The 6,000-nt window shown below is 39.0% G+C and carries 4 protein-coding genes; all 4 read right to left on the minus strand.

Annotated elements, in window-relative coordinates; genetic code table 11:
- Window positions 1-102: 102 nt before the first annotated feature.
- A complete protein-coding gene (locus tag K6G87_RS01900) occupies window positions 103-375 on the minus strand; it encodes a hypothetical protein (RefSeq protein ID WP_296833121.1) in 273 nt (90 codons plus the stop codon).
- A gap of 571 nt (window positions 376-946) precedes the next feature.
- The gene (locus K6G87_RS01905; RefSeq protein WP_296833123.1) at window positions 947-4,315 is read right to left on the minus strand and encodes an ATP-binding protein; all 3,369 of its coding nucleotides are present in this window, start codon (window positions 4,313-4,315) and stop codon (window positions 947-949) included.
- A gap of 36 nt (window positions 4,316-4,351) precedes the next feature.
- The gene (locus K6G87_RS01910; RefSeq protein ID WP_296833125.1) at window positions 4,352-5,086 is read right to left on the minus strand and encodes a DUF4194 domain-containing protein; all 735 of its coding nucleotides are present in this window, start codon (window positions 5,084-5,086) and stop codon (window positions 4,352-4,354) included.
- Between the two features lie 41 nt (window positions 5,087-5,127).
- The coding region (locus K6G87_RS01915; protein ID WP_296833127.1) for a Wadjet anti-phage system protein JetA family protein at window positions 5,128-6,000 on the minus strand (873 nt) is incomplete at its 5' end.

Raw genomic sequence — 6,000 nt, forward strand, 5'->3', positions numbered from 1 at the left:
TTAATTATATAGCCACATAAAAACAGCGTCAAGGTGGTTTGACCATACTCTTTATAATTAAAGCGTCAGTTAAAGAGCACAGGCTTTAAGGCAGTATATGTATTAGCCCATCTGGGCAATAGCTGTAAGAGCATCGAATTCTGCCTCATATACTCCGCCTTTATTCTCCATCTCTTCCCAGGTATACCACTGGCCGTTAAGCTGGATGGATCCAACTCCAATATCTGTTACAACAACCTTGAGTGCTCTTCCGCCGGTAATCATATATACATACTGATTAACCTCGAATGGCATGTTGTAAACGTGCCCTCTGGATACGACATCTTTTGTCTCCTCCGGAGATAAGTTCTTATCAACTGGTTCTGCTTTAGTCATATCCACCTCCTAAAATTATTAGTTTTCGTGACATAACTGATAGCTCTTAAATTATGTCGCTCAGTTCTATAAGTCATGTAAACAGGTAAGCCTAGAACACTTTAAAAGGCTTTTAGACTATTCAGATCCTTTTTACATGCATATATCATATCGGCATTTTACCCATCTATTATTAGTTCAAATTACAATTAATTCATGCTTTTAACAATTCAAGGTTAATGTTTATTTTCATATATTAAATTTCTAACTCAATCTTCGCACATAATAAACATTCTAGGATCCTTGCGATTTTAATATCTCGGGAAGTTAATAAAGGATTTTCGAGCTCTTTAGAAATCTTATTAAATTCAAGAGCTTGATAGATGGAATTTTATATTCTTCTTGGGGTCCGCATGTCCGAGCGAAGCGAGTTTCGGACCCCGGAATATAATATTCCAGATATTAAGCCTTGAATTATAAGATTTTTAAGATGAGGAAACCCTTTGTTAACTTCCCAAGATTTAAAATCGCAAGAAATTACCGAATTTATATGTGCGAAGTTTGAATTTCCAAGCTATTAGAAGGCACCTTTTCAGGCTGTTTCTGCGATACGTGTAAGTGCCTCTCCGTCAAGGAAGTGCTCTACATAACTGCTCTTATCGGTGTACATCATTACGATATTGGTTATATCAGCTTTAGGAGCTATAACCTTAACCTTTTCAGGTACGCAGCAGAAAATAGGCTGGAGATCAAAGCTCTTTAGAAGCTCAATTGATGCTGCAATCTTACTTTCATCCATCTTGTTAAATGCTTCATCAAGAATTACAACTCTAAGTGTATTCTCACCCTGAGCTGCGCGAACCTTCTGAGCAATAGCAGCAAACATAACGATATAGTAAGGAGTCTGAATACCTGATCCTGACTCATCTCTTATTACATCAGACATATACTTGCTGGATCCTGAGTGGTCTATGGAGCACAGATCAAGGCGCAGATATGTTCTGTAATCTGTGTACATTTCAAGCTTCTTCTCTCTTGTAAGACGCTGCTCCGTTGTAAGATTCTTCTCATCCATGATAAGCTGCAACAGCTCATCAAGCTCGTCCTTATGAGCCTCCTCAAAAAAGCCTGAGAAAATAGATATTCCACCGTATCCCGGAAGATCAGGATCAACCTTAACAAGATTGGGATCCATGAACATATCATAGAAGCGTTCAAAGCCTCTTGCCTTCTCATGGATAAGCTTATACTTAACATTACCAAACCACTTTGAAGAAAGTACTTCGTTTACAGCATCTATCTGCTCCTGAGCCTTTTGAATATTGGACTTGAGCTTACCTATAAATTCTACCTTAAACTCATTGGTAGCTTTCTTGGCTGCCTTATCTATTTCATCTTCAAAGGTTGTAAAGCCACTTTCAGAAAGGCGCTTATATTCTGTATCATACTCTTCGTTGTCGAACTCTCTTTCAGGATCAAAGCCTGCTACTTCCTCCTGATTGTAAGCTACCCTTAATCTTCTGACAGCTGAAAAATGCCTTGTCTGAGCTTCAAGAGTATCCTGTCTCATCCTTATGTGGGCATCACGGATCTTCTTAAGACTTCCACGTCTGTTCTGACCTGAGTCTTCTCTTATCCATGGATCACCTACATCTGTGCGCCACTTCGCGCTAAACCTTGATCCATCAAGTGCCTGACTTTCAAGACTTGTTATCTCGTCTCTTGCAGCTGCAATCTTTCTTTGCTCACTCTCTATCTTGTTCTCAGCTCGTCCGCATTCGATACTGCTAACTCTTATCTCTTCAGTGATCTCTTCAAGTCTTGCAGAAAGGCCGGCAAGTTCATTGTGAAGTTCTTCATCACGTGTAGTATCAACGCTTCCTATCTGTCTTAAAAGTTCAAGAGACTGAGCCTCAAGCTTCTCTATATCATCAACATGACTTACTGCATTATCAAAGAAGTCTTTATCTGCAAGTCCTTTTTCTATCTTGTCCATCTTTATAACAGACATGCTTGCAACAAGGGCATCCTTCTTCTCTGTAAGCTTTGAAAGTTCCTCTCTTGCTTCATTTTCCTGCTGCATCAGAGCATTTTTACCAATATAGAAGGTCTGGCCTATCTGCTTACCTCTTGTAACAAAGCCCTTGTATATAAGAAGATCTTTGGTTATAGAACATTTATGCTTATACAGATCTTCAGTATTATCTACCTTTATGATAAATCCAAGCTTATAGTCTGCATAAAGCCTTGCATCTTCATTGTCCGTAATGAGTTCTTCAGAAAGCGAACCTTTCTCCGCACTTTGCTTCCAGTTCTCTCTTATTCTTGCAACGTCTATAAGGCCTGACTTATAGGCACGAAGGTTATCCTTAGAAGTTCTGTATATCTTTAATGCCTCGTCATAATATTCTTCCGGAACAAGAAGATCGAATCTCTGATTATCAAGATAGCCTTCAACAGCTGCCTGCCAGCTTTCATCTCTTATTTCAAGGAGATCAGCAAATATCGGTATCTCAACATCTTTATTATATTTCTTTGAAAGCTCCTGCTCCAAAAGCTCTTTTAGGCGAATAGTCTCTTTAGGATACTGCTTCTTATTACCTGCAAGAGCACTTATCTTATCTTCCTGCTCTTTGATCGCATTTCTTATTTCAAGACACTGCGCTTTTAAAGAGGCGTTATAAGCAGAAAGCTCCTGATAGAGGTTTCCTATCTTCTCATCAACTTCTTTTTCGTCAAAAGATGCAAGATCCTCTATTTTAATATTCTGAGCCTTCTTAAGGATCTCTTTGTAATCATCATCACAGGTAAATCCGGCATTCTCAGTCTCCATCAAAAGCATGAGCCAACTTCCTGCACGGCTTGTAATTGTTTTATGAAGACTCTCAAGGTTATCAAGATAACCTTTACGCTTTTCATCTGCTGCCTGTTTCTGATTCTGAAGATTCTGCTTGATCTGTTCTGTGTCTGACTTACCAAGCTCTTCATGAACGTGACCTATCTTGTCCTGAAGGCGCTTCTGCTTCTCCTTCCTTGTCTCATTCATAGCTTTGGCCTGATTTATGTCCATTGTGAGCTGGTCTATGAGATTCTGAGAAGCCTCACAACTGTTTTCAAGTATTTTCTGTTCATCTTTAAGAACAGCATAATCAAGAGTCTTAACAAGAGCAGCGTCCTCATGATAGATGCTGTATGCTTCTCTTATCTTCTCAAGCTTTTCAAGTTTTCTACGGCTTGACTGTGCTCTGTCACGAAGATCATAATAGTCGTGAATGGTACTTCTTATCGAAGTAAGATCAACGCTCTCATTAACTGAACATATGGAATCAGTAATGAAGCTTCCGATATTAAGATTCTCTCCAATACTGCAGGATACAGCTGCTTTAAGAAGTGAGATATACTCGCTTCTTATCTGTCCGTATGCTGCCATTATATACTTACTGTATTCTGTATCTGTATAGAAATGGTAATTCTCTTCTCCAACGTAGGTTCCAAGGAATCTTTTGAGCTCGCTGATATTTAAAGCCATATCATCAAGTACGAACATCTCCTTAGGTATCCCTTTTCCAGAAAAAGACATCCAGCGTTCTGTATGCCTTGTGTGATCCTGAGGACAGTCAGCAACAAAACCGTCGCAAAAATATGTATCCTTTACATCATTATAAAATTCCAGAATAACATAGCTTGTAAAAAAGCCATCGTGACGAAGGAACTTCTCCTGATTGTTGGAAGCCCAGTATCCATAAAGGTATTTTTCTACATTTCTTGCTGAATGCTTATCTGCAGCCTTATTGAAGATTCCCTTCTTCTTGCCTGTAAGGACCATCATTACAGCATCTATTATCTGAGATTTACCGGCCTGATTGGCACCCGATAAAAGTGTGACATCTCCTATAGGAAGCAGGGTTGGTTCATCGAACTTTCCCCAGTTATATACATAAACTTTATTAAGTCTTATCATTAGAAATTTCTCCCATCAACTTCTTATCTGAAGGCTTTATCCTTGAATTTCTTCTTCCTCTTCCATAGCATCCTTAAGTTCCAAAAGCTCTGTAACTTTAGCTGCAGATACAAGATGAAGAATCGCAGGCGTGATCCTGAACATAGTCTGGGGATCTCTCCATTCTCCCTTACCCTTTTCAATGATATTGAAGCTCACAAAAGTCTTGAAATCATTGGCCATCTGCTGTTTATTGGAGGTAATATCTACTTTTACATTGTCCTTCAGAAACTGAACAACCTCTCCAACATCAGATGTGATCTGATCTCCTGTAGATGGATCACTATATTTCTTTTGGTATATACATCTAAGAGCAAGAGCTATTCTTGTAGTATTAAGATTGAAATGAAATCTTGCTGCATCAGACTCGCTTTGAAGGGCAAAAAGGCCATTGTCCTTATCATGCACAAGCTCAAAACCGCCCATCTCAAAATACAGATACAAAAGATCATAATTGGACTCTATGAATATATAGTCACCATTTCTTGAAAGAAGTCCTGTTTCAGTATCATAGTCCATCTGAAGTATATATGTTCCTGTAAGAAGAAGCCTTACAGCCCTTTTAAAGTAGTCCTGATCACCTCTTCTAAGTCTGTTATAAAGGCCTGTTACTGTACGGTCTGCATTGTCTTCAAAGTCGCTTTCTCTTGTACCAAGGCGCTGACCGGGAACATCGAACTCCATCTGCCCGTCATTTTCATAGGTGTCATTATTATCAAAATATTCACTCATAAAAAGTAAACTCCGTTTTCTTTAAATAATATATTTCCTGATCATTTACCAGATTCATTAATTGTAAAAGTCATATCAGGTATGCTGTAGGCTCCGGCTTCTATATGGCGGCCTGATTTTTGTACCTTGTATTCTCCATTAGAAAAGCCGTAAAGTGAAGCCATAATAAGAAGTGTATAATCATCCTCTGTAAATGAATCCATCTCCTTAATGATCTCACCTGTCTCCATACGCTTTCTGCCATGCATCTTTTCTTTGACATAGCTTCTTGCATCAGCCATTGTATAACCGCCAAAACTCTTCTTAAGAAAGTCTCTGGTCATATCTTCATCCTTCTTGTGATGAGGACGAAGGAGCATTTTGGTCTCAGTCTCCTTTTCAGGCCTGTAGGTATCACTTCTAAGCGATCTCTCATCAATAAAAGATGACCTGACTGCATTAAGCCCTGACTGAACCTTCATGGAATATGACTTATTATCTTCCATACCCTTCATAATACGAACGATCTTACTGACTATGGAATTATCACTTCTAAGATTATGAATTACAGCCTGAGTGAATCGCCTGTTATAATCGGCATTTCTGTCAGTTATAAGGTCTATCTTATTATCTGCTTCTGAAAAAGTTCTATAGATTACGTCAATACGTCTTCTTATCTCTAAGATTCTCTCATCCTCATCTATACCTGCCATCTCGGCAGAAGTATCAGACTGCGCCATCTGACGGATAAGCCCGGGATCTTTTTCCAGATTCCTTACAAATCTTAAAATGTCACCGCCATAAAGGGCTATTGAATCGCTTGTCTTTAAAGGATGATAATAGGCATCAATTACGCTCTGCTCGCCGCCTTCCTTAAAACGCTTCTCAAGCATGTCTCTTACCTGTTCATCATCAGCATGCTCTTTGTAATACTT

It is taken from the genome of Butyrivibrio sp., assembly GCF_024699075.1.

Excerpts from the sequence above, each read along its gene's own strand:
- K6G87_RS01900 (WP_296833121.1), bottom strand. The coding sequence starts at position 375 with ATGACTAAAGCAGAACCAGTTGATAAGAACTTATCTCCGGAGGAGACA.
- K6G87_RS01910 (WP_296833125.1), bottom strand. The coding sequence starts at position 5,086 with ATGAGTGAATATTTTGATAATAATGACACCTATGAAAATGACGGGCAG.
- K6G87_RS01905 (WP_296833123.1), bottom strand. The coding sequence starts at position 4,315 with ATGATAAGACTTAATAAAGTTTATGTATATAACTGGGGAAAGTTCGAT.